At 54.0% G+C, this 22,589-nt stretch carries 19 protein-coding genes; 10 read left to right on the top strand and 9 right to left on the bottom strand.

Annotated elements, in window-relative coordinates; all coding sequences use genetic code 11:
- Window positions 1-505: 505 nt before the first annotated feature.
- Together IE090_RS15945 and IE090_RS15940 are read right to left on the bottom strand one after the other, a co-directional pair.
- On the bottom strand, window positions 506-1,261 hold the full coding sequence (locus IE090_RS15945) for an HNH endonuclease (protein WP_189389906.1): 756 nt from the start codon (window positions 1,259-1,261) through the stop codon (window positions 506-508).
- Window positions 1,262-2,076: 815 nt separating this feature from the next.
- Window positions 2,077-2,307, bottom strand: a complete 231-nt coding sequence (locus tag IE090_RS15940) for a hypothetical protein (RefSeq protein WP_189389904.1) — start codon at window positions 2,305-2,307, stop codon at window positions 2,077-2,079.
- A 116-nt stretch (window positions 2,308-2,423) separates the two neighbouring features.
- Here IE090_RS15940 and IE090_RS15935 point away from each other — a divergent pair, with 116 nt between their 5' ends.
- Window positions 2,424-3,380, top strand: coding sequence for a LysR family transcriptional regulator (locus IE090_RS15935; RefSeq protein ID WP_229815804.1), 957 nt, complete (start codon window positions 2,424-2,426; stop codon window positions 3,378-3,380).
- 7 nt (window positions 3,381-3,387) lie between these two features.
- Here IE090_RS15935 and IE090_RS15930 read toward each other — a convergent pair whose 3' ends face one another.
- Window positions 3,388-5,238 (bottom strand): hypothetical protein, encoded by a 1,851-nt coding sequence (locus IE090_RS15930; protein WP_189389902.1) that lies wholly within the window; start codon window positions 5,236-5,238, stop codon window positions 3,388-3,390.
- A gap of 98 nt (window positions 5,239-5,336) precedes the next feature.
- Window positions 5,337-6,503: a helix-turn-helix domain-containing protein gene (locus IE090_RS15925; RefSeq protein WP_189389900.1), complete on the bottom strand. Its 1,167-nt coding sequence runs from the start codon at window positions 6,501-6,503 to the stop codon at window positions 5,337-5,339.
- Window positions 6,504-6,686: 183 nt separating this feature from the next.
- Here IE090_RS15925 and IE090_RS15920 point away from each other — a divergent pair, with 183 nt between their 5' ends.
- From IE090_RS15920 to IE090_RS15910, 3 genes are all read left to right on the top strand, one after another.
- A complete protein-coding gene (locus IE090_RS15920; protein ID WP_189389898.1) occupies window positions 6,687-9,170 on the top strand; it encodes a penicillin acylase family protein in 2,484 nt (827 codons plus the stop codon).
- A gap of 71 nt (window positions 9,171-9,241) precedes the next feature.
- Window positions 9,242-10,558 (top strand): MFS transporter, encoded by a 1,317-nt coding sequence (locus tag IE090_RS15915; RefSeq protein ID WP_189389896.1) that lies wholly within the window; start codon window positions 9,242-9,244, stop codon window positions 10,556-10,558.
- 8 nt (window positions 10,559-10,566) lie between these two features.
- On the top strand, window positions 10,567-11,388 hold the full coding sequence (locus tag IE090_RS15910) for an SDR family oxidoreductase (RefSeq protein ID WP_189389895.1): 822 nt from the start codon (window positions 10,567-10,569) through the stop codon (window positions 11,386-11,388).
- Between the two features lie 439 nt (window positions 11,389-11,827).
- Here the strand turns inward: IE090_RS15910 and IE090_RS15905 are convergent, their stop codons facing one another.
- Window positions 11,828-12,067, bottom strand: coding sequence for a hypothetical protein (locus IE090_RS15905; protein WP_189389893.1), 240 nt, complete (start codon window positions 12,065-12,067; stop codon window positions 11,828-11,830).
- Here IE090_RS15905 and IE090_RS15900 point away from each other — a divergent pair.
- Complete coding sequence (locus tag IE090_RS15900; RefSeq protein WP_189389891.1) at window positions 12,066-13,091, top strand: threonine aldolase family protein; 1,026 nt, start codon at window positions 12,066-12,068, stop codon at window positions 13,089-13,091. The two genes, IE090_RS15905 and IE090_RS15900, sit on opposite strands and share 2 nt — an antisense overlap.
- 46 nt (window positions 13,092-13,137) lie before the next feature.
- On the opposite strand, the gene IE090_RS15895 is transcribed toward IE090_RS15900, so the two are convergent.
- From IE090_RS15895 to IE090_RS15880, 4 genes are all read right to left on the bottom strand, one after another.
- Window positions 13,138-14,781, bottom strand: a complete 1,644-nt coding sequence (locus IE090_RS15895) for a long-chain-fatty-acid--CoA ligase (protein WP_189389889.1) — start codon at window positions 14,779-14,781, stop codon at window positions 13,138-13,140.
- A 120-nt stretch (window positions 14,782-14,901) separates the two neighbouring features.
- Window positions 14,902-16,080 carry an acetyl-CoA C-acetyltransferase gene (locus tag IE090_RS15890; RefSeq protein WP_189389887.1) on the bottom strand — a complete coding sequence of 393 codons (1,179 nt, stop codon included), beginning with the start codon at window positions 16,078-16,080 and terminating at the stop codon, window positions 14,902-14,904.
- Window positions 16,081-16,289: 209 nt separating this feature from the next.
- Complete coding sequence (locus IE090_RS15885) at window positions 16,290-16,802, bottom strand: MarR family winged helix-turn-helix transcriptional regulator (RefSeq protein ID WP_189389886.1); 513 nt, start codon at window positions 16,800-16,802, stop codon at window positions 16,290-16,292.
- A gap of 320 nt (window positions 16,803-17,122) precedes the next feature.
- Window positions 17,123-17,545, bottom strand: coding sequence for a chemotaxis protein CheW (locus IE090_RS15880; protein ID WP_189389884.1), 423 nt, complete (start codon window positions 17,543-17,545; stop codon window positions 17,123-17,125).
- 119 nt (window positions 17,546-17,664) lie between these two features.
- Here IE090_RS15880 and ectA point away from each other — a divergent pair, with 119 nt between their 5' ends.
- The 5 genes from ectA to IE090_RS15855 all read left to right on the top strand — a co-directional run bounded on the left by ectA (window position 17,665) and on the right by IE090_RS15855 (window position 22,482).
- Complete coding sequence (gene ectA, locus IE090_RS15875) at window positions 17,665-18,204, top strand: diaminobutyrate acetyltransferase (RefSeq protein ID WP_189389882.1); 540 nt, start codon at window positions 17,665-17,667, stop codon at window positions 18,202-18,204.
- Window positions 18,205-18,217: 13 nt separating this feature from the next.
- Window positions 18,218-19,483: a diaminobutyrate--2-oxoglutarate transaminase gene (gene ectB, locus IE090_RS15870; RefSeq protein ID WP_189389880.1), complete on the top strand. Its 1,266-nt coding sequence runs from the start codon at window positions 18,218-18,220 to the stop codon at window positions 19,481-19,483.
- An 84-nt stretch (window positions 19,484-19,567) separates the two neighbouring features.
- Window positions 19,568-19,966: an ectoine synthase gene (locus IE090_RS15865; protein WP_189389878.1), complete on the top strand. Its 399-nt coding sequence runs from the start codon at window positions 19,568-19,570 to the stop codon at window positions 19,964-19,966.
- 75 nt (window positions 19,967-20,041) lie between these two features.
- Complete coding sequence (locus tag IE090_RS15860; RefSeq protein ID WP_189389876.1) at window positions 20,042-21,487, top strand: aspartate kinase; 1,446 nt, start codon at window positions 20,042-20,044, stop codon at window positions 21,485-21,487.
- The gene (locus tag IE090_RS15855) at window positions 21,463-22,482 is read left to right on the top strand and encodes a TPR end-of-group domain-containing protein (RefSeq protein WP_229815803.1); all 1,020 of its coding nucleotides are present in this window, start codon (window positions 21,463-21,465) and stop codon (window positions 22,480-22,482) included. The genes IE090_RS15860 and IE090_RS15855 overlap by 25 nt, the downstream gene beginning before the upstream one ends.
- Window positions 22,483-22,589: the final 107 nt, after the last annotated feature.

Raw genomic sequence — 22,589 nt, 5'->3', positions numbered from 1 at the left:
GTCATGTGTCGTCTCTTTTTGCATAGGATAAAGAAATGACACAGAATTCTGAACACTACCGATTATTCTCCGCCGTGGGCTGCAAAAAGGCGTGGTTGCCGTTGCTCATAAACTGGCACGCATTAGCTGGATCTTGCTACAAAAAAGCGAGGCATTTAAAGCAGCGTAAACGTATTTATCTCATCCGGGTAGTCGTTAGTGTGATGAAATAAACGGGGTTATCCGCCCTTCTCAGAACCTGGCCAAGACACGATCGTTAAAGATCGAGAGACTGTTTTTAGGTGGGAAGGTGCGGATCTCATCAGGGCTCCAGGCCAAGGCCTGATCAGAAGCCGAATATATGTCAGCACTACCATCAACTCGCATGAACCACCGTTCATCATAGCGACCGAGCGATGAGTAAAAAAAGAGATTAATCAGGGGTGTCCAGGCGCCAAGGCCATCTTATGCCTTGACACCGGGAGAGCGTCTATATATGTCCTGTTTACTCAAGTAAAGTACGACTTTATCCGTCAGTGGGAAGATGATAGTTCTTATAATGACTGTCCTGTTTACTCAATGAATCATTTGCAATAAAGTCCATCACAAGTTTGTTACCCCTTTCGGAATTGCAGTGTAAGCAAGCGGTAACAAGGTTTTCGAAAGAGTTGTCACCGCCTTTAGACACTGGCTGTATATGGTCTAGCGTTGCACTGAACCGAGTAAGTTGCTTAGAGCAGTAGTGGCATTTATAGCTGTCACGCTCGAACACTTTTAATCGGTTCTCAGCAACATTGTAAAAATCTAATTCTTTATTTGTGTCAATTGCGGCAACTTCTTGCGCGGACTTTTCCTGCATGGCGTTTTTGCAAAGCTGTATTTCGTCAGGAATTGCTACTTTATAGAGCGTCCCATCTCGATTTGTATCTCCAACTATGGAGATCGCCTCCTTCTCTTTTAGAGCATCAAGAGTTTTCTTTATGACTCCATAACTTAAATCGTCAGATTTTCCGCTAGCAGATTTTGCAATTGAACTCATGCCTCGCGTACTTGCACGGGCGTATTGCTCGCCAGTTTTCACGATGGATTTATCAAATAGATACCAGTATATGGCTATCTCGTATGGCGTTAACTGTGGATGCAAGAACTCTACAATTGCGGAGATTACAGACGGTAGTTCCAGAGCATTGTAGTTTTTGGAAAATTGCTGGTCCTGCTCATCACCAAAACCCATTTCGATTTGAGAAAGCAAATCCCGAATTTGTTCTATTTTATCTTTCATGCTTGCTCATTACCCTTCTTGATTCATAACAGTTTAATAGTGTGCACGCCTGTTTTTCCAGCTAGAACCATTCGAGCTATCTCTGCCAAGCCATTGATTTACAACTGGATAGTTTCCTTTCTTTCACATTCTATTCAGGAAAAACGGGCGTGCCTACTATCTACGCCTCAAAGTTCTGGTGCTCAAAAGCTAATTCACTGATTTATCAAGTATTTAAGCTACCACCCTATGGGAACACAGGCAAGCCGACGGTTAATGTGCGTCACTGTTTGTCGCTTTTAAACACAAATAAGACATCGCCTTTATATTTTGAGCGCGGTCTTGCGCCAAGGTTTTCCGCGCCTTAGCTGGCCGCCTGAGTTGGCAATGGCTGTGCCCGCAGGGGCTGCCCGGATGGCAGCACCAGCCAACATCCTGCTGGGATGCAGGCTGTTGGCGTTGCGGCGACCACAGCATTGGCAAATCAGGAATAACGGCCTGCGCAGCGCAAAGCAGGGAGCTCGCCCGCCCGGCGTGAGGGATAAGATCCCTCAAGGAGGGCATAGGGTTTGGCGTTAAAAAATGCCTTGCTCGCAAGCCCAGAAAAAACCCAATGACTACGCTTTTGCCTCGATGGACACTTGCAGCCGCCTGAACTAACTGCAACGAGTGCATAGATTTTGGGGCGTTGAAAGCTAACGCATTATTTGTGCTTCGCGAAAAGCAAAAGTGCAGAGGGGAGGCGTGTTCGACTAGCGCTAAATGTTAGCAAAGGGCGAATGGCATTCCGTTGCCTCAAGATGATCTCGCACACAAATGGCGGATGGGCGTTGGTTTTAACGCTGCCACCACGCCCGCACGCGTTTTATGGCTTCCTTGAGCACTTGTTGGCGAGCGCGGCGCTGGTCTTGCTCCAGCTGCTCTAGGTTGATGCTGCCGTGTTGGTGGCGATAACGTGCTGGCACCTCACCTAGGGAGTCACGTTGCTGGCTATCGCTTGGGTGCTGATCGCCTTCGAGCTTATGCACAAGACTTTGGTGGTCAAGGCAAGGGGCTGTCATGTTCATAGGAAAACTCCAGTCGTGGCCGTGGTCGACGGCCATGGTTTGCAATCAAGGTTAATTCAGGCGCATCCTAGTGCTGTTCTACACTGCAAACCATTCCCTAAAAGTGATCACTGACTTTGCAAAAACGAACAGCTAAAACCATTGCCACAGCGCCCCGAAACTCGAACCGTAGTCATCTCGCTTGGAGTGACTTTGAGGTAGTACTGGCCATTGCTGAGAGTGGCTCACTGTCTGGTGCTTCGCGCCAGTTGGGGGTGAGTCATGCCACGGTTTTTAGGCGTTTGGGTAATATGGAGCGCCGCTTAGGGGTGAAGTTGTTTGCCCGCAATCGTAGCGGCTACCAGCCTACGCCGGCAGGCGAGGAGCTGGCAGAAACCGCCAGGATGATGGATCAAGCCGCACTGGCGGCGGAGCGTAAGGTGGCGGGGCGCGATTTGGAGCCCAGCGGCGAAATCTGGCTGACCACCACAGATTCGTTGTTGATGGGTCTGCTGGCACCGCTATTAAAAGAGTTTCGTCAGCAAAATCCGGCCATTGTGCTGGATGTCGCTATATCGAATCAGTTATTCAACCTGACCCGGCGCGAAGCTGATGTCGCTGTTCGCCCTTCGAATCGGCCACCCGATAACTTGGTCGGCCGGCCGCTGAACAGCATTGGTCAGGCCGTTTATGGTCATACCAGCTTGGGGTTAAAGCCAGTGACGGATATTCGCGAGTTGATCAGCCAGCCTTGGGTAGGTGCTGGGCCGCGCTTGCAAGATGCCAAGTTGGAACAATGGATGGAGCATCATGGTTTAAAGGCGGCTTGTGTATATCGTGTCGATACCCTGGTGGGCATTCTCAGTGCGATTCGCTCAGGTATGGGCGTCGGCGTATTGCCTTGCTATTTAGGCGACCAGCAGCCTGATTTGGTCCAGCTCAGTGATCCTATTGCTGAGCTGGAATACGATTTGTGGTTTTTAATGCATCCAGATTTGCGCGGCGTGGTGCGCATTCATGCTCTGATGGACTTTTTAACCACCGTCATTCGCTCCCAGCAGCCAGCATTGGCTGGCTTACCGGTAACGGGTTGAAGCGTCGTTATTGCAAAACCCAGGGGGCGAGATCGACGTCATGTGCCGTGGCGGGCAATGTGCCAGAGGTAACCGTGACAACAATCGGTCCTGCCAGCAGTTTTTGGCTGCCGTTATCGCCTAACACAAAATACAGGTCGTAATTGCCATCCGGCTGGTCGGTGGGGTTAAGGCGCCATTCGTTGCCACTGACGACGCCACTTTCCAGAGCGGTATCAACGGTGCCGGTGGCATACAGCTCCAAGCCAATGACGGTATTGCTGCTGCTGAAGGTGCCGCTCGATTCACCCGGGTAGGCGTCAATGCCACTGCAGTCGGCGACGGCATTTAAGGCCAAATCACGATCAAAACTGGCGGTGTAATCCAGGGTAGCGACGCCAGGGGCATCGTGGCGATAGACAAACCAGGGCTGGCCCTGATGCTCAATGACCACTGGGGTGAACTGGGTGCCGACGGTATCGGCAATGTTCCAGGTGGCTGCGGCCCAAGCTCTGACCAAGCCGGTGCCTTCGTTGGTCATGCGTACTTCACCGAGGGCGGCTGGGTAGGCCAAAAACGCGTATTCATCCGCGGCCAGGGTTACCTGAAAGCGCTCGTCTGTGGTGCTGGTAAAGGTATTCGCCAGCGCGGCGATGTCGGACGAGTGGTTGAGGTTGGCACTGGCCACACCGTAGCGCGGCACATCGGTGACACGGCAACTGCCGGTCGCCGGGTCTGGCGGGGTGGTTTCATCCGCGGTGGTGATGACGGTGGCCCAGCCTAAATTATGATCGGCAGCGGCGGGGTAGGTGCTGACGTCACAGCTGATCACCTCATTGATGCTGGCGTTGCGGGTGAAATCGACATTAAAGGTTTGTGCGCCACCACCGCTGGCTTCGGTGCGATAAATCAGCCACGGGTCGCCATTGATGCGCATCACCACTGGGCCACTGTCGCCGCCAGTATCACCCTGGCCCCAGCGGGCGCCATTCCAGTTAGCTTCCGGGCCAGTGATGGCGGTACCTTGGCGCACGGCAGCTGCGCCCAGAGCGGCGGGGTAGGCGAGAATGCCAAAGTCATCGCTGGCGATGTCTAGGGTAAACGCAAAATCGGCAGCATTGCTGGCTTCATACAGCTGGCTAAGTTCTGGGGCGGTAAATAGGTTGCTGACCGTGCCATAGTGCGGCTGATCTAACACGCGGCAGTCTTCCGTGCTGGGCTCTGGCTCGGGCTCCGGCTCTGGGGTGGTTGGCTCGCCCGGTGTTGGGGTTTCGTCCAAGCTGGTGACGTCGGCCAGCCAGGCCAAACCATGATCGGCGGCTTTGGCATAGTCAAAAATGCTGCACAGGTTGGTGTCGCCGACCTCGCCGCTGTTGGCAAACTCGACGCTGAAGCTGGCTTCTCCCAGCGAGGGAAAGTCGGTGCGATACACCAGCCAAGGCACGCCATCGACCATCACCAGCACCGGGCCTGTGCCTGTGCTTGGAATGTCGCCATTGCCCCAAGTGGCGCCTTGCCAGCCGTGGCTGGCACCACTGCTGAAGCTGGCGTCCCCCAATGCCGCTGGGTACATAAAAATACCGTATTGGTTGGCCCCTAGCTCCAGGTTGAAATCAAAGTCGTCGCTGCCATCGGCAGCATAGAGGGTCTGCCAGCTGGGGGTTGAGTAGAGGTTTTTGACCACACCAAAATGCGGCACGTCGTTGATCGGGCAGTTCAGCTCGGTGACAGGTTCTTGCGGGTCTGGCTCAGCGGGTTCGTCGGGTTCATCTGGCTCGGTCGGTTGATCGGGCTCCGTGGGTGTTTCGTTGTCGTCATCGACGTCGTCTGGATAGTCGTTGCCCTGGCCGCCGCAGCCCACTAACAAGGCCAGCATCATGCTGCTTATCAAAAACCCTTTCATCGTTCTCTGCCCTAAATACTCAGTGTGTTAAGCCTAGTTCGGCTACTAAGGTGCGGCAAATAATGACGGTTTTGTTATTTGTGCTGCTGGCGGTATTGCGTCGGAGTGCAACCGGTTAAGCGGCGAAAGGCGGTGTTAAAGGTCGATTTGGAGTTAAAGCCAACGGCGTAGCAAATGGCGCTCACAGTGTCGTTACTCTCGACCAGCGCTTGGCGAGCGGCATGGATGCGATGTTCATTTAACAGGTCGTAAAAGTTATTGCCATGGCACTGGTTGATGGCCGCCGACGCCTGGTGGCTGCTCAGTCCGCACTGATGCGCCAGACTGGCAAGCGACAAGTGATGGTCGCGGAAGGCGCCCGCTGTCAGGGCTTGTTGCAAGCTGTCGAAGGCGCTTTGCTGATCATCCGCAGCAGGCACAGGTTGCGCTACTGGGTTGGCGAGTGCTAACTCGGGAGTGGGAGCAACAGGGCTGGGCATGGTTGCAAGCACAGCCTTGGATTCGTTCTTAGGCCCGCTTTTAGGCCCACTTTTTGGCATAGGCAGCTGCGCCCGAACCAGCACAATGTAGAGCAAATAGGCCGTACCCGGTGCCAAGGCATACACCACCGAGGGATAAACGCCGCTGATTTCACTGAAGACGATGCGAGCAAACAGGGAAGTAGCAATGATCAACTGCACGCGCTGCAGCTGTGCGATCCACTGTTGCAATGCAACTTTGCGCCCGCGACAGCCTTGCTGTTGTTGCCGCCACCAATACACCAGGCTCAAGCTGGCAATGATGGCCAAATAAACATTGCCAAAGGGCGCCAGCGGCTGCCAGCGCGACTCCTCAATCAGCACTTGCTGCATCCAATAGACTTTGTCGGCAGCGGGCAGGCTCCAATAGGGCAGCGCCAACAACGCCACCACAATGGCAGGGCTTAGGTGCAAAAAACGTGTGCGCAGATGGCTAAACAGGTTTTCGCCCAGCAAGGCGCGAATGTAGCCGTACAAGCACAAGGGCATCAGCACCACCAGCGGGTCGATTATCTTCAAAAACAGCGGCCAGCGTTGATAGAGCTCGGCGGCATGGTAAAGAAATTCCAACGACTGCAGCACGACCAATAAGGCGGCGGCAAATAACCAAGCGACGGTGAGCCGGGCATGCTGATGGGCCACCATCCAGTGCAAAATGGCCAGCGTCAGAATACTGCTCAAACATAAACCAATCAGGGCAGCAGCCCCGGCCATGTAGTCCATAAGTGCCTCGGTAAATCGCGCTGAGGTGGCTCATTGCGCGTTCGGCTCGATCGCATCGAACCTATAGGTCTTTGATTTTTATTGTTTTTTTGATTGGGTTCGAGTCCATCGAAACGGACGACAAACCCTCTGCGACACAGTTTAATGATTATCTCCTTAATAACAATAACTGAGGAACTCGCTATGCGTAGTTTGCGCCTGCCACTGCTGGCGGCCCTGTCTGTGGCTTTGTTGGGTGGCTGTAACCGTGATGATGACGATGATCGCTATCAAGCCACCATTCACTACACCGAGCACAATGTGCCGCATATTCGCGCCGATGATTACGCCGGGTTGGGCTATGGCATTGGCTATGTTCATGGCCAAGATAACCTGTGCACCCTGGCGGAACAGCTGATCAAAATGAAAGGCGAAAAGGCAGCGGCCTTTGGCCCCGGTGACGACATGATCAACGTTGCCTCGGATGTTGGCTATAAAGCCTTGGGGCTGGAGCAAGAAGCCGCCAAGCTGCTGCCGCTGCAGGAGCCTCATGTGCGGGATGTATTGGAAGGCTATGCAACTGGTTTTAATCAAGCCCTGGCAGAGCGCAGTGGCCCGCAGGCCTATCCCAGTCCCTGTCGTGGTGCCGATTGGGTGGCGCCGATCAGTGCCACTGAGCTGTTGGCCTACCACTTGGATCTGGCCCGCTTGGCCAGTGCTCGTAACTTTGTTACTGCCATGGCCGCCGCGCAACCACCGCAAGCTGAGCCGCAGGCCAATCGCAGCGCCCGCGCGCAAGCGCCGAAAGTGACCCTAGATGCACAAGCCGTGCTAACGGCAGAAGGCATTGGCAGCAACGGCTGGGCCTTAGGACATGAGCGGGTAGAAGGAGCCAACAGTGCCTTGTTAGCGAATCCTCACTTCCCCTGGGAGGGCGAGCTGCGCTTCTTTCAGCAGCATTTGACCATTCCCGGTGAGTTGGACATCAACGGCGTTGGCATGGTGGGTTTGCCCGCGGTGGTGATTGGCTTTAACGAGCACCTCGGCTGGACCCATACGGTGTCGCAATCCAAGCGCTTTACCCTGTATCAATTAGAGCTCGACCCCAACGACCCGACTCGTTACCGCTATGGCGATGAATACCGAGCAATGACCCGCCAAGAAGTCACGGTGCAGGTGCGCATGGCCGATGGCTCGCTGATGCCGCACACGCAAACTGTGTATGCCAGCCACTATGGCCCAGTGGTGAATCTGGAGTCGCTGTCACCGGCACTGGCCTGGAGCAACAGCTCGGCCATTAGTTTTCGCGATGCCAATGCTGGCAATGCCCGCATGCTGCCGCAGTGGTTGGCGATGAACAAAGCCCGCAGCCGCGAGGAGTTTTTTGCGGCCTTTGAGCAGCACCAAGGCATTCCCTGGGTGAATACTTTAATGGTGGCCGCCGATGGCACTGCCTCTTATCTGGATGGCACCCAAGTACCGCAGCTGAGTTACGGCGTTGAACAGTACTGGCGCTTGGCGTCACAGAATCCGCAATTGGCGCCGATTTGGCAGGACGGCGCCGGCAGTGTGTTGCTGCCGGGCAATCAGCCGACGTTTGAATGGGTGGATAGCGGCAATGCCGGTGCGCCGGGTCTGGTGCCGTTTAGCCAAGCACCACAGCAAACGCGCACGGATTACTTGTTTAATGCCAACAGCAGCCACTGGCTGAGCAACCTGGATGAACCGCTCACCGGTTTTAGCTTGATGTATGGGCCTGAACAAAGCATTCGCAGCCCGCGCACTCGCTACAACGCTCAATTGATCAGCGATATGAGCGGCAATGGTCTGGCTGGCAGTGACAACCGCTTTAACTTCGACGAGTTGAAGCAAGTGTTCACTCACAACGGCTCTTTGTTTGCCTCACGCTTGCGCCAGCAGTTGGTGGAGCGCTGCACTCAATACCCGCAAGTGCAGCTGGACGATGGCCTTTATGATTTGAGCACCGCGTGTCAGGTACTGAGCAACTGGGATGGCACTTACAATACCAACAGCCGCGGCGCCCAGTTGATGCGTGAGTTTTTAGCGGCTTACAAGGTCAATGCTCACCGCAGTCTCGACAGTCGTTTGTTTGCCGTCGCCTTTGACCCAAGCCAGCCAATCACTACGCCGCGTGATTTAGCGCCCATGTCTCAAGACCCACTGCAAGATGAGGTACTGCGCAATTTAGGCTTGGCCGCACAGCGCTTGCAGCAAGCGGGTATTGATGCTGGGGCAGAGTTGGGCGAGGTGCAATATTGGATTAAAGCCGCAGGCCAGCAGCCGCTGCCGGTGAGCGGTGGTTACACCTTTGAGGGCGTATTCAATATGGCGGAAACGAAAATTCCATCGCGCAGCACTTCCGAGCTGGCCAACAATGTCATTGGCACCTTGCTGGCAGAAGAAGGCACGCAACTGACTCAGCGTGAGGGGGGCGACGTGGCCTACCACGTGAATTACGGCTCCAGCTTTATAATGGCCTTGCAATACACAGAGCAAGGGCCGCACGCGGAGATGTTCCTGGCCTACGGTCAATCCCATGATCCTGAGTCTGAGTTTTTCCGCGACCAGAGTCAGCTATACAGTGAACTGAGCTGGCGGCCGATGCTGTTTGATCAACAGCAAATTGAGGCTAACGCCCTGCGCACGGTCAATATCAGCAGCGATTAAGCGTTCAGCGCCGGCGGACGATGATCCGCCGGCGATGTTATGCTAAGCGGCCAAAATTGCAGCGAGGCCGTATGAAGAAGGATTTTTCCGACAGCATTTACGACAAGCTGGTCAATGAAGAAGACGCCCGCGCTTGTCGTGCCATCAGTGACGACGCCTGCCAGCAAGTGCCGGGCAATTTTCTGCGCATTATCACCGCTCAGTTTTTTAGCAAACTGGGCGATGCGGTATTAAACCCGAAAATTACCCTGCCTTGGTTATTGCAAACTTTGGGCGCGCCAGCATTTTTATTGGCTTGGCTGGTACCCTTGCGTGAATCCGGTTCTTTATTGCCACAATTGGCCATTGCCAGTTGGGTGCGCACCCTGCCGCAACGCAAATGGGTGTGGGTACTGGGGGCTACGATACAGGCCTTGAGCGTATTGGCCATGGGGCTGGTGGCGCTGATGTTCGAGGGGGCGTTGGCGGGCTGGCTGGTTATTGCGTTACTGGCATTGTTCAGCCTGGCGCGCGGGTTAAATTCGGTGGCACATAAAGACGTGCTGGGTAAAACCATCCCTAAAAATCAGCGCGGTCAGGTCAATGGCTGGTCGGCCAGTGCCGCCGGTTTGATCACGATTTTATTGGCAATTTTGCTGTGGTTTTTTGGGGCCGATGTTTGGAGCTCCAACTCGCAATTATTGGCCTGGGCATTATTGGCGGCGGCGGCTTTATGGTTGATGGCGGCGGGCGTGTTTGCCACGGTAGCTGAGTTTTCTGGTGAAATCGAAGGCGGCCGCAACGGCTTGCGTGAGGCTTTAGGGCAGCTGGCAATTTTGCGTGATGATGCGCCTTTTCGACGCTTTGTCATGACCCGAGCGTTGTTTTTATGCAGCGCACTCAGTGCACCTTATTACGTGGTATTGGCCCATCAATATTTGGGTGGCGATATCGCTGTATTGGCGCTGTTTTTATTGGCCAGTGGCTTAGCGTCATTGCTGTCGGCGCCTTTATGGGGGCGTTTTTCTGATCGCTCCAGTTTGCGCGTGATGCAGGTGGCCGCGGCGATGGCAGCGGCCTGTGGGGCCGTTTTGGTGGTCATTGCCTGGTGGCAGCCACAGTGGTTGCAACGGTTAGGCGTGCTGCCGGTGCTGTATTTTGCTTTGTCGATCAGCCATCAGGGCGTGCGTGTAGGGCGTAAAACCTATCTGGTGGACATGGCGGAAGGCAATCAGCGCACACAGTATGTGGCGGTCAGCAATACCCTGATTGGCGCCGTCTTGTTGCTGTTTAGTGCCGTGGGTGGTTTGAGTCAGTGGCTATCCGTGGCCGGCATTATTTTTGTTTTTTCCACCATGGCGGTGGCCGGTTTATTACTGTCATTGCGTTTGCCGGATGTGAGTCAGTAGGAGGTTCTATGACAGCTCAAAGATTGCTAAATAAAGTGGCATTAATTACGGGCGCCGCCAAAGGCATTGGCCGCGCTTGTGCCGAATTATTTGCCCAACAGGGTGCTGAAGTCATTGTCACGGACATCGATCACGAAGGCGGTGAAGCGGTGGCCAAAGCCATCGTCGATTTGGGTGGCATTGCACGTTATTTGCCACTCGATGTCAGTGACGAGGCGCAGTGGCAAAGCGTTGAAGGCAACATTATGGCCAACGAAGGTCGCTTGGACGTGCTGGTGAATAACGCTGGCATTATCGGTTTTTTAGAAGCCGGCAGTGCGCAAGACCCTGAGCACATGACGTTGGACGCCTGGCATCAGGTCATGGCCGTCAACAGTGACGGCGTGGCTTTGGGGTGCAAATATGGCATTGCTCTAATGAAGCACTCAAAAGCGGCCAGCATTATCAATATGTCATCGCGCAGCGGCTTGGTCGGCATACCGGGCGCTGCTCCTTATGCCGCCAGCAAAGCGGCGGTGCGCAATCACAGTAAAACCGTGGCTTTGTATTGTGCTCAGCAGGGCTATGCTATTCGCTGTAATTCGATTCATCCCGGTGCGATTTTAACGCCCATGTGGGATGCCATGTTAGGCAATGGCGAGCAACGTGAAGCCGCCATCGCTGCGATCAGCAAAGACATTCCGGTGGGGCATATGGGCACACCTGGAGATGTGGCCTACGCCGCTTTGTATTTGGCCAGTGATGAATCGAAATACGTGACGGGGATTGAGCTCACCATTGATGGCGGCATCTTAGCCGGCAGTGCAGCGGCACCGGGTCAGGACGATTAGTGCTGTCATTAAGGTCAAAATCTTTAGTGAATTTTGTAGGTATTTATGCGGGCGCGCATATCGAAACCAAGCGCAGGCGTCAGTGTTGTACTCGGGCTCGGCATGATTGGCAAGGGCACGGTAGCGATCAACGGCTTTTTGTTCTGGCGAGCTGATAACGCTTTGTAACTGCCCTGTAGCTCTGGCAAGGGTGCGCGGCCGGCGCTTCTGCCAGTAGACATTCGGGCTGCTTACTCGCTGGCGTATGCAACCGAGTCGACCGCAGATTAACGGCTGTTGGCGTGTCGCCATTGAAGCGATGGCGGGGGCTGAAATCGCGCTAGCCTTGCAGGCGCTGGTCGGATTGCAGCCCTACTGTGCTGGGCCTATCCAAATACCCTGCCATCAGAACCGATCAGGCCAGCCGAGCACGGCCCGCAGTAAGAGGGTAGGTCGCCAGTTAGTTGGCTGAAATAGCATCAGAAGTTGTACGTTGGGTTTTATTCGTATCGTATTTCGGCATCATCGCGGTTACAGTATCAACACCTCTTGCTCCCAGTGCGGCAAAACCGGCCGACAACGGGGCGATACAGCGTGCTTGCACGATCTGCGAGCAGCGCTCATTGCGGTTGCCGTTATTTGAACCAGTACGGCTAGCAGAGGTATTTCCTGTTATTACCCAACAAAGGATTCCTGTCATGTTAAAACATTTCGCCAGCGATAATTATTCCGGTATTTGCCCTGAGGCGCTGGAATACATGATGCAGGCAAACGGCATGGACGGGATTGCCTATGGCGACGATGAATGGACAGCAAAAGCTGCCGACCGCTTCCGTGAGTTGTTTGAAAGCGATTGCGAAGTGTTCTTTGTGTTTAACGGCACAGCGGCGAATTCATTGTCGCTGGCGTCCATGTGCCAGTCCTATCACAGCGTCGTTTGTCATGAACTCGCTCATATTGAAACCGACGAATGCGGTGCGCCGGAGTTTGCTTCTAACGGTGCCAAACTGCTGTTGGGCAGCGGCCCCAATGGCAAATTAACGCCGGAGGCGATTGAGCATCTCGTCACTAAGCGCACGGATATTCACTACCCTAAGCCCAAGGTGGTGAGCATTACCCAGACCACAGAAGTGGGCACCGTGTATTCGCTGGATGAGCTGGCGGCGATTAAAGCAATGGCTGACCGCTACCAGTTAAAAATCCATATGGACGGCGCTCGCTTTGCCAATGCCGTGGCCAGTTTGGATGTTTCACCTGCCGATATTACTTGGCGCAGCGGTGTCGATGTATTGTGCTTTTCTGGTACCAAAAATGGCATGGCCATGGGCGAGGCGATTTTATTCTTTGATCGCAAACTGGCGGAAGATTTTGGCTATCGCTGTAAGCAGGCCGGTCAGCTGGCGTCGAAAATGCGCTTTATTTCTGCACCTTGGATGGGCTTGCTAGAAAGCGGTGCCTGGCTGCGCAATGCTCAGCGCGCCAATCAGTGTGCTCAGTATTTATCTGAGCAGCTGCAACAAGTTGAGGGTGTGAAGCAAATCTTCCCGGCGCAAGCGAATGCCGTCTTTGTAGAAATGCCCGAACCTGTCATTGCTGCACTGCGTGCCAAGGGCTGGCGTTTTTATACCTTTATTGGTGCGGGCGGTGTTCGTTTGGTGACGTCTTGGAATACTACCATGGCGGAAGTGGACGAATTTATTGCCGATCTAAAAAGCTTCCTTTAACGCAGGTTGGAAAATAAAAAAAGCAGACCGAAAGGTCTGCTTTTTTTTATTCCATTAAATAGTCGTTGTACTCATCTCGAAGGGTGCGCTTTTGCAGTTTGCCCGTAGCGGTATGGGGCAACTCTTGCACAAATAGGATATCGTCCGGCAGCCACCATTTGGCGACGTGCTGTTGCAGATAGTCGTATATGTCTTCCTTATTTATGTCGCTGCCGTCGCGGCGCACAATAAACAGCAAAGGCCGCTCATCCCACTTAGGGTGGCGCACACCAATGACGCAGGCTTCGTTGACATCGGGATGACCGATGGCAGCGTTTTCTAAATCAATGGAAGAAATCCACTCGCCGCCGGATTTCACCACATCTTTGGCGCGGTCGACAATGTGCAAATAGCTGTCTTGATCGATGACGGCAATGTCACCGGTATCAAACCATTGACGGCCTTGCTGATCGATAAAAAACGATTCGGGCTTTTCATTTTTATAGTAAGCGGTTAATACCCAGGGGCCGCGTACGCGCAATAAGCCACGGCTGTGGCCGTCGTGGGGCAGGGGCTGGTCGTATTCGTCAAAAATCTCCAACTCGATGCCAAACATGGGTTTGCCGGCGGTGGTTTGGCGGCGATAGCGTTGCTCTGCTGGCAAGGCCATCAATGCTTTGCTCGGTGCCCCCAAGGTGGCCAACGGGGAGGTTTCCGTCATGCCCCAAATGGGCAATAAATACACGCCGTACTCTTGATCTAGGGTTTCGACCAAGGCTCTGGGCGATGCCGAACCGCCAACGCCCACGACGCGCACGGAATCCATGCGCAAGTCATGACGCTTAAGGTGTTCGATCAGGTTAAGCCACACCGTTGGCACCCCTAGCATTAAATCCACTTGGGCCAGCTCAATCAGTTCATGCAAGCTGGCACCGTCCATACCGGAGCCGGGTAGTACCAAGGTGGCGCCGGCCATGGGAGCGATGTAGGGCATGCCCCAAGCGCAGACGTGATACATGGGCACCACGGGCATGACCACACTGCCGGAGCTCACATTCAGCGCATCTGGACTGCGACTGGCAAAGGCGTGCAACAAGGTGGAGCGATGACTGTAGAGCACGCCTTTGGGGTTGCCTGTGGTGCCTGAGGTGTAGCACAGGCTGGCGGCGCTATCGCTGCTAAAACGTGGCCATGAATAAACGTCTGAGTGCTGGCTGAGCAGTTGCTCATAGTTCAACAGTGGCAGTGTGCTGTCGGGCATGTGCTCGCTATCCACCATCACCACCATGGCTTGAATGCTGCTGAGTTGGGGGGCGATGCTTTCTAGCAAGGGAATAAAATCTGGCTCGAGTAGCAGAATGCTGTCTTCGGCATGGTTGATAATAAACTCGATTTGCTCGCTGTACAGGCGAGGATTCACCGTATGGCAGATGGCACCGATGCCTGAGATGGCGTAATAGCATTCAAAGTGGCGATAGCCGTTCCAAGCCAGGGTGGCGATGCGGTCACCTGGCTGTGCGCCGAGGCTGAGCAAGGCATTGGCTAAGCGCTTGCTGCGACGCAGTGCATCAACATAGCCATAGCGATGAACATCGCCTTCTTGCCGGCGGCTGATGATTTCAGCGTCGCCATGGTGGGCGGCGGCGTATTCGAGTAGGTCTGGAATGAGCAGATCGGTGGGCATCATATTGCCCGCAAGATAATCAGCCATAGCGCTCCCTCGGGTGGTGAGTAGGCACAGCTTAGTGGATGCTGGGAGGTTGTCAGGGCTAGGCGAAACGAAAGCCGACAAAGTGGACGGCGGCCATTGCCGCCGTCACCGCAGCGAGGGTTAGCGCTCTACCGCTAACGCAACGCCCATGCCGCCGCCAATGCACAAGGTGGCCAGGCCACGCTTAGCATCGCGACGCTGCATTTCATGCAATAGGGTCACCAAAATGCGACAGCCAGATGCACCAATCGGATGGCCCAGGGCAATGGCGCCGCCGTTGACGTTGATCTTGTCAGCGTCCCAGCCCAGGCCTTTATTAACCGATAAGGCTTGCACGGCAAAGGCTTCGTTGGCTTCGATCAAATCCAGATCGCCCAGTTGCCAGCCGGCTTTTTGCAGGCATTTCTGCGTTGCTGGAATCGGGCCGGTGCCCATGATGCTCGGGTCGACCCCTGCATTGGCGTAGCCTTTGATGGTGGCCAGGATGGGCAAGCCCAGCTCCTCGGCTTTGGCGCGACTGGCCAACATCACAGCAGCAGCGCCGTCGTTGAGCGAGGAGGCATTGCCGGCGGTAACACTGCCGTCTTTCTTAAACGCTGGGCGCATGCCCGCCAGTTTTTCAACCGTGGTGCCGGCGCGTGGATTTTCGTCTGTGCTGAACATCACTGGCTCGCCCTTGCGCTGTGGCACAGCGACTGGGGTAATTTCAGCGTCGAAGGTTCCCGCCTCGATGGCGGCCAAGGCTTTTTGCTGGGATGCCGCTGCAAAAGCGTCTTGCTCTTCGCGGCTGATGCCGTATTCCGCGGCAATGTTCTCGGCGGTAATGCCCATGTGGTAGTCGTTAAAGGCATCCCACAAGCCGTCGACCACCATGGTGTCGACCATGCTCCAAGGCCCCATGCGCTGACCGTCACGTGAGTTGGGCAACGCGTGCGGTGCGTTCGACATCGACTCTTGGCCGCCTGCAATCATAAGGTCGGCATCGCCACATTGAATGGCTTGTGCGGCTAAATGCAGGGCTTTTAGGCCGGAGCCGCAGACCTTATTAATGGTCATGGCCGGTGTGGTGGCGGGAATGCCAGCGTGAATAGCCGCCTGACGTGCTGGGTTTTGGCCGCAGGCTGCGGTCAGCACCTGTCCCATCAGTACTTCATCCACTTGCTCACCTTTAACGCCGGTTTTTTCTAGCAAAGCGCCGATGACGGTGGCGCCCAGTTGAGCGGCCGACAAGCTGGCTAGGCTACCACCAAAACTGCCGATGGCGGTGCGGGTTGCGGCGACGATGACTACGTCCGTCATAAGTTACTCCCTCGAATACAGTGGGGCCTGAGGTCAGGCCAGTTCACAATTATGCGGTTAAAGACCCTGCACGATTAGCACAGGATATATGACAAACCTATGTCGATGGCTATCAACTTAGACGAACAGATGAGCGCTAACGGCTTTGGCGGCAATGGCAAGCTGTTTGCTGAACTTGCTGAGGCTGCGGGAGATAAAGGCGGCGACCGTTATTGATCGCCGGCGGGCTTGCTGCCTGCTTTGGTGTTGATGCTGCGGTCCAGCGGGCCTACATCCAATACGGGAGAGGCATCAATGTGCTGCGCGTCCATCATATGCGCCACGCGCTCTAGGGAAGCGAGAATCATGCTCTGCTCCCACTCGTGCAGATCTTGGAACTGGTGAACAAAGCTTTCTTGCAACGGCTTTGGCGCGTCGATCAGTGATTCGTGAGCCTCATCGGTGAGGTACACATACACCTTGCGCTTATCGAGTTGGCTGCGCTCGCGCTTAAGGTAGTTACGGCGCTCCAAGCGGTCGATGATGGTGGTCACGGTTGCTTGCGACAGGTTGACCTTGCGCGCCACCTCGCCAACGGTGAGCTCATGATGGGTGCGTAGGGTTTGCAAAATCATCAGCTGCGGCGCGGTCAGGCCGGTGGTTTTGCTCAGTTGCTTAGAATGTAGGTCGGTGGCGCGAATAATGCGACGCAGTGCGACCAGCACGTCTTCATATCGGTTCATAGCGGCTATTCCGGGATGGGAAGGGCGCGAATTATAGGAACAATCACGCTCTGGTATCCACCGCCGTGCCGCATCAGTACGGTGGTTATTGGTTGTGGCGGGCATAAGCTGTCTCTCCTGATGCAAAAACGCCAACTAAAACGCATTGGCGTTGGTGCGAATACAGTGACTGTGTTGCCGGCCTGAGGAAGGTGACAGGTACGCGTTTGCGTTGGCACGTATACAACACAGGGTTGACGTAGGCGCTTCCGTCGCCTCATCTCCTGTCAACCCGAATAAATATACATATCTAAATGATTGTCTGCAAAGTAATTGCGCCGCTAGCGACCAAGTTGCTCGTGCACATCCTCAAGGGTTAGTAGCACTAATAAGTCATTTTTGTGGTAGCAAGTCCCCTTCATAAAGGCCTGAGGTGTCACCGGCGCTTCGACCTTGGCTGGGTCCAGCAATACGATTTCATGTACCGCATCGACCACAAAACCGATCACTTCTTGCTCGACCTCAATCGTTAATACTCGGGTGTCGTCGTCGGGCTCTTTTTGCGGTAAACCCAGTAATGATCGGCCATCTAGCACGGTGACGATGTCGCCGCGTAGGTTGATAACGCCCCATGCCTGGGGCGGCGCATCGGGCACGGGTTCGGGGCGATTCCATAGCGTTACTTCTCTGACAGTGTCGACCGGCAGACAGTAAGTGGTGTCGTCCATGGTGAAAGTCAGCCAGCGCTCGTGATCCGCTTGCATCGACAACTCCTTAATTAATTCGTGTTGTAAATAATTTTTCCTGATGCTATTTTGTTTAGCGTTCAAAGTAAATGACAGGCCCGTAACGATGATTTCTCGGTACGCGGAGCCTTAAAGCAATGAGTCAGACCCAGAATGAGACGATCGATCTCACGCACCAGGATGACCTGGTTCTGAGCAAACCCAACGCCGAGGATGGCAGTGCGGTCTTTGATCTGATCGCCCGTTGTCCGCCCCTCGACCAGAATTCAATGTACTGCAATCTGCTGCAGTGTTCCCACTTTCGTGATACCAGCGTAGTTGCAAAGGTAGGCGGCATGCCAGTCGGATTTATCTCCGGCTACCGCATTCCCAGCCAGCCAGACACGCTGTTTGTTTGGCAAGTGGCGGTAGACAGCCGCATGCGTGGTCATGGTTTGGCCAGTCGTATGTTGCGCCACTTGATCGATCAGGTAGGTCAGGTCAATTACCTGCACACCAGTATCACGTCGGCTAATCAGGCCTCTTGGCGCACGTTTGAGCGCTTAGCGAAAGATCTGGGGGCCGATCTCAATAAAGAGGTGATGTTCGACCACGAGCGCCACTTCGATCAGCGCCATGACACCGAAGAGTTGGTGATCATTGGTCCGTTTTCCAGCACACCGTCTGAACAATCTTAAAGGAGCACAACCGATGGAAATTTTTAACGAGCTTGAATCCAATGTCCGTGGTTACTGCCGTTCATTCCCGGTGGTGTTTAAGTCCGCCCAGAATGCAACTCTGACCACCGTTGATGGTGTTGATTACATTGACTTCTTGGGCGGTGCCGGCACGCTGAACTATGGCCATAACAATCCGCAGTTTAAAGAAGCGTTGATTGAATACATTCAGGCCGACGGTGTGACCCATGGTCTGGATATGCACACCGGCGCCAAAGAGGCGTTTTTACGCAGCTTTCGCGACATTATTCTTAAGCCACGCGGTATGGACTATAAAGTGCAGTTCACCGGCCCAACCGGTACCAACGCGGTGGAAGCAGCATTGAAAGTTGCGCGTAAGAACACGGGCCGCCAAACCATTGTGTCATTCACCAATGGTTTCCACGGTTGCACCCAAGGCGCAGCTGCGGTGACGGCCAACGGCAAGTATAAAGAAGCCAATGGCATGCCGTTGCCCGGCGTGCAGTTTATGCCGTACGACGGTTATTTGGGTGATTTCGATACGCTCAAGTATTTCGAGAAAGCCTTACAAGATGGCTCGTCCGGTTTAGGCAAGCCGGCCGGCGTTATTGTTGAATGCATTCAGGGTGAAGGTGGTCTGAACACTGCCAGTGCCGAATGGCTGCGCGGTCTGCAAGACCTGTGTCAGCGTCACGATATGGTGTTTATCGTCGATGACATTCAAGCCGGCTGTGGCCGCAGCGGTAAGTTCTTCAGCTTTGAAGAATATGGCATTGAGCCAGATGTAATCACTCTGTCTAAATCACTGGGTGGTTACGGCCTGCCGATGGCGGTTGTGTTGCTGAAAGAAGAGTTGGATACCTGGAAGCCAGGTGAACACAACGGCACCTTCCGCGGTAACAACCATGCCTTTATTACCGCACGTCGTGCACTGGAAACCTACTGGCAGGACGATGCTTTTGAAAAAGCGGTACAGCACAAAGCCGGTTTGATTCGCACTCGTCTGAAAGAGATTCAAGCTGAACACGGTGGCCAAATGAAGCATAAGGGCCGTGGCGTTATGCAAGGTCTAGAAATGCGCACCGGTGAAATTGCCGAGCGTGTATGCGAGCTAGCATTTGAGCGTGGCCTGGTGATTGAAACCAGCGGCTCAGATGGCCAGGTGGTCAAAATCTTAACGCCACTGACCATTGAAGAAGAGCTGTTGAAAAAAGGCCTAGATATTCTCGCCAGCTGTGTGGCTGACGTTATGGCCGAGCAGATCTCTGCTGCATCTTAATAAGATTCGTTGGCCGCCGCGGCGGCCTGACTACAAATTTCGCTGGCAGCGCAGCTTGGCTGCGCTCTCAACCAAGGATTTAACATGATTGTTCGTACTCTGGACGAGTGTAAAAACTCTGAGCGTGCTATTAACGGCGGCAACTGGGAAAGCGTGCGCATGTTGTTGAAAGACGACAACATGGGTTTTTCTTTTCATATCACCACCATTTTTGCTGGCACTGAAACGCCGATTTGGTACCAGAATCATTTGGAATCTGTGTACTGCATGAGTGGCGAAGGTGAAATCGAAACCTGTGATGATGGCAAGGTGTACCAAATTCGCCCGGGCACTCTGTATATTCTTGATAAGCACGACAAGCATTTACTGCGTGCGACTAAAGATATGCAAATGGCGTGTGTCTTTAATCCGCCATTGAATGGCAAGGAAGTCCATGACGAGAATGGCGTATATGCCCTCGAAGCGGAAACCGTTACCGACTGATCCTGCCTGCTCTTTAGCGGTCGCTGGCGCGGCCGCCTCGCTGTACGAACTTCATCCGCTTACGGAGCACATACCATGTTTCATACTGTAGAAAAAATCGGCGGCACCTCCATGAGCCGTTATCAGGATGTGCTGAGCAACATCTGGCTACGTCCACAAACCCTGTCTGATGGCAGTCAAACTCTGTATCAGCGCGTGTTCGTTGTATCGGCTTATGCTGGCATGACCAACGGCCTGTTGGAGCATAAAAAAACCGGAGAACCGGGTGTTTATGCCCTGTTTTCAGAAATGGACGAACATCGCCCCTGGCAGACCAAGCTGGAACAAGTTTTAGAAGATATGCTGGCCATTAACGCCGACATGTTCAGCAGCGAGGTACAACGCAAACGTGCTGATCAGTTTATTTCCAGCCGGGTCGACGACGTTCGCGACTGCTTGGAAAACCTCGAAGCTGTGTGCAGCTTTGGTAACTTCCAACTCGACGACCATTTGCATCAAGTGCGTGAAATGCTCAGCGCCATCGGCGAAGCACACAGCGCATACAACTCAGTGCAGTTGCTGCGTCAGCACGATGTGAATGCCATTTATATCGATTTAACCAACTGGCGCTCGGATACCCAATTGAGTTTGGATGACACCATTCGTGCGGCTTTTAAAGACATCGACTTGAGCAAGCAAATGCCCATCGTGACTGGTTATACCCAGTGCCGTGAAGGCTTGATGCGCACCTTTGACCGTGGCTACAGCGAGATGACCTTCTCTAAAATCGCTACCCTCACCAATGCTAATGAGGCGGTGATTCATAAGGAATACCACCTCAGTACGGCCGATCCAGGCTTGGTGGGGGCGGATCACGTGATGCCGATCGGTCAAACCAATTATGACGTTGCCGATCAGCTGGCCAACCTCGGCATGGAAGCGATTCACCCACGAGCGGCAGCCGGCCTGCGCAAAAAAGACATCTTACTGCGCGTTAAAAACACCTTTGAGCCAGAGCACAAAGGTACCGTGATTCGCAACGATTACTGCACCGACGAGCCTAAAGTCGAGATCATTGCTGGCACGCGTGGCGTATGGGCGCTGGAATTGTTTGACCAAGATATGGTCGGCAATGCGACCTATGGCCAGCGGATGAATGACTTGGTGTTTGAATCTGGCGTACGGGTGTTGACCAAAGACTTTAACGCCAATACCGTCACGTTTTACCTAAAAGGTAACAAGCGGCGCGTAAACTGGCTGATTGACCGGCTAAAACAGGTTTATACTGATGCCGACATCCGGCTGGAAAAACTGGCCATGGTCAGCGCTATTGGCAGTGATTTAAAAATCCCAGGTCTGTTGCGACGGGCTGCAGGAGCATTATCCGATGCCGGCGTGAACATTCTTTCTGTGCACCAGGCGATGCGCCAAGTGGACATGATGTTCCTAGTCAGTGATGCGGACTACACTAAGTCAGTTACAGCCCTGCACACACTCTTAGTGGAAAAATCAGATTTATGGCAACAGCAAGCAAGCGCCTGACACCGCGCTGGATTTCTGCTTTTAACCTACAGCAGCTCGCTTTATGCGGGCTGCTGTTGTTTATGGCCTTCGTCGTCCAGGCAGAGCAAGTCGACGACCAACCTTTGACTCCTACAGAGCAAGCTGCGTTAGCGGCTAAATTGTCGGAAAAGCAGCGTGACCAACTGGCGCGTGAGAAAATCGACAACCTCAGTGAAAAGATGTACAGCCCGTTCACCGAACTTTATATGCTGGGGGAGGTAAAAGACCTGCGCCAAGCGATCGCCGATATGCGGGTTGAAATGACAGAGAAAATCGTCGCCAAAGAGCTGGGAGTGGCAGACAAGGCCATTACTTATGCCACCGACACCATTACCTACTTTTTCTATTTGATCGCCGGCGCCTCGACCTTGTTGGTATTGGTGGGCTGGAACTCGCTGCGTGATATCAAAGACCGCGTTGGCACCTTTGCCAATGAGGAAATTCAGCGCATTACTCAATCGTATGAGGAGCGCATGGATGCACTGGAAAAAGAGCTCAGCCGCAAAACTCGCCATATTAAAGCGGCGCAGGCAGAAATTGAGTTAACCAACGAGATTCACTCCCTGTGGCTGAAGGCCTCACAAGAAAATAGCCCGCAGAATAAGATCGCCATTTACGATCAAATTCTGGCGCTGCGCCCAGACGATGTTGAAGCGCTGACCTACAAAGCCGATGCCGCCTTACTTCTGGGGCAAGCACAATGGGCCACTAGCCTGGCCAACCACGCCTTGAACATTGACCCAGATAACAGCCATGCCATGTATCAGCGTGCTTGTGCTTATGCCGAAAGCGGCTTTGTTGAAGAGGCCCTGCGTGATTTGGAAGAAGCCATTACTCGGTCCGAATCGCTACGTACCCAGGCGGGTGAAGACAGCAGTTTCGACAGCCTGCGTGAAAATGAGCAGTTCCTCGATATGGTGGTGCTGCCAGAGCCTGAGGAAGATGAGCCCGAGGCCGATACGGATCGACCATAATTTCCTCATGGTATTCTCGGCCTTAAGCAGAACGCGCCAGCTCACCACTGGCGCGTTTTTTTGATACGGCGCTATGAGCGTTATTAAAGATAGGGTGAAATAATATC

The organism is Bacterioplanes sanyensis, assembly GCF_014652515.1.
In the GTDB taxonomy this organism is placed as follows: domain Bacteria; phylum Pseudomonadota; class Gammaproteobacteria; order Pseudomonadales; family Oceanobacteraceae; genus Bacterioplanes; species Bacterioplanes sanyensis.
Note: the sequence above shows the minus strand (reverse complement) of the source record. Positions and strands in the feature narration are given on the sequence as shown.

Bases quoted from the DNA above. Each gene is read 5' to 3' on its own strand.
- IE090_RS15920 (WP_189389898.1), top strand. From the start codon at position 6,687: ATGCGTAGTTTGCGCCTGCCACTGCTGGCGGCCCTGTCTGTGGCTTTG.
- IE090_RS15885 (WP_189389886.1), bottom strand. From the start codon at position 16,802: ATGAACCGATATGAAGACGTGCTGGTCGCACTGCGTCGCATTATTCGC.
- IE090_RS15930 (WP_189389902.1), bottom strand. From the start codon at position 5,238: ATGATGCTGGCCTTGTTAGTGGGCTGCGGCGGCCAGGGCAACGACTAT.
- IE090_RS15940 (WP_189389904.1), bottom strand. From the start codon at position 2,307: ATGAACATGACAGCCCCTTGCCTTGACCACCAAAGTCTTGTGCATAAG.
- IE090_RS15860 (WP_189389876.1), top strand. From the start codon at position 20,042: ATGTTTCATACTGTAGAAAAAATCGGCGGCACCTCCATGAGCCGTTAT.
- IE090_RS15890 (WP_189389887.1), bottom strand. From the start codon at position 16,080: ATGACGGACGTAGTCATCGTCGCCGCAACCCGCACCGCCATCGGCAGT.
- IE090_RS15945 (WP_189389906.1), bottom strand. From the start codon at position 1,261: ATGAAAGATAAAATAGAACAAATTCGGGATTTGCTTTCTCAAATCGAA.
- IE090_RS15880 (WP_189389884.1), bottom strand. From the start codon at position 17,545: ATGCAAGCGGATCACGAGCGCTGGCTGACTTTCACCATGGACGACACC.
- IE090_RS15905 (WP_189389893.1), bottom strand. From the start codon at position 12,067: ATGACAGGAATCCTTTGTTGGGTAATAACAGGAAATACCTCTGCTAGC.
- IE090_RS15915 (WP_189389896.1), top strand. From the start codon at position 9,242: ATGAAGAAGGATTTTTCCGACAGCATTTACGACAAGCTGGTCAATGAA.
- ectB (WP_189389880.1), top strand. From the start codon at position 18,218: ATGGAAATTTTTAACGAGCTTGAATCCAATGTCCGTGGTTACTGCCGT.
- IE090_RS15895 (WP_189389889.1), bottom strand. From the start codon at position 14,781: ATGGCTGATTATCTTGCGGGCAATATGATGCCCACCGATCTGCTCATT.
- IE090_RS15900 (WP_189389891.1), top strand. From the start codon at position 12,066: ATGTTAAAACATTTCGCCAGCGATAATTATTCCGGTATTTGCCCTGAG.
- IE090_RS15925 (WP_189389900.1), bottom strand. From the start codon at position 6,503: ATGGACTACATGGCCGGGGCTGCTGCCCTGATTGGTTTATGTTTGAGC.
- IE090_RS15865 (WP_189389878.1), top strand. From the start codon at position 19,568: ATGATTGTTCGTACTCTGGACGAGTGTAAAAACTCTGAGCGTGCTATT.
- ectA (WP_189389882.1), top strand. From the start codon at position 17,665: ATGAGTCAGACCCAGAATGAGACGATCGATCTCACGCACCAGGATGAC.
- IE090_RS15855 (WP_229815803.1), top strand. From the start codon at position 21,463: ATGGCAACAGCAAGCAAGCGCCTGACACCGCGCTGGATTTCTGCTTTT.
- IE090_RS15910 (WP_189389895.1), top strand. From the start codon at position 10,567: ATGACAGCTCAAAGATTGCTAAATAAAGTGGCATTAATTACGGGCGCC.